The sequence below is a fragment of the Desulfosporosinus metallidurans genome (assembly GCF_001936615.1).
In the GTDB taxonomy this organism is placed as follows: domain Bacteria; phylum Bacillota; class Desulfitobacteriia; order Desulfitobacteriales; family Desulfitobacteriaceae; genus Desulfosporosinus; species Desulfosporosinus metallidurans.
Genome location: NZ_MLBF01000177.1, coordinates 1 through 654 on the forward strand (window position 1 = coordinate 1; position 654 = coordinate 654).

The window sequence follows — 654 nt, forward strand, 5'->3', positions numbered from 1 at the left end:
CCTCGTGCCTCGATCAGACCAGGCTTTCAATCAGTTGCTTCGCGGGGCGGGGTATGACGACTTGCCGTATGAGGAGTCCTTTTGCGCTGGCTAGGGCACTCCCTTCTTCGACGGCTGCTTTCACAGATGCGACTTCTCCGGTGAGAAGGGTGTAACTCTTTCCTCCAATTCCAAAGGCGAGATGAATGAGGAGGGGTTCTACTTCCCCTGCTTTCACGGCGGCATCCGCTGCTTCGATTAAGGAGGCGACGCTGTATGTTTCGATGATTCCAAGTGCTTTAATGTCTTTAAGGGTATTTGCGCCACTGATCGCCGGCAAAATGGAGGGATGGACATTCGGTATGACGAACGAATCGACGACGGTCTCTGCTCCTAACTCGATCCCTGCGTTCACGGATTGCTGGATGGCTGACACGTCTCCGCTGACTAAGACGATATATTTTCCGGGGCAGGTGGTTTTGGCCACTAAGATGTTGACGTCCGCCGTTTTAGCCATGATATCGGCGCATTCGATGCCTTGTGCTATGCTTGTAAACTCTACGAGCCCTATAGCATGGATCATGTTGCAGCACCCCCTTTCCGTAGCGTTATCGTTTGGGGCGTGACGTGTTGGACGGTTCCGTCGAGACTGGCATGGACCCTAGCGCCTAAGGC

At 53.8% G+C, this 654-nt stretch carries 1 protein-coding gene; it reads right to left on the bottom strand.

What is annotated here, in order from left to right:
* Positions 1-13: 13 nt before the first annotated feature.
* On the bottom strand, positions 14-562 hold the full coding sequence (locus tag DSOL_RS26240; protein WP_075367615.1) for a BMC domain-containing protein: 549 nt from the start codon (positions 560-562) through the stop codon (positions 14-16).
* Positions 563-654: the final 92 nt, after the last annotated feature.

Coding starts and splice junctions, on each gene's coding strand:
- DSOL_RS26240 (WP_075367615.1), bottom strand. CDS start 562: ATGATCCATGCTATAGGGCTCGTAGAGTTTACAAGCATAGCACAAGGC.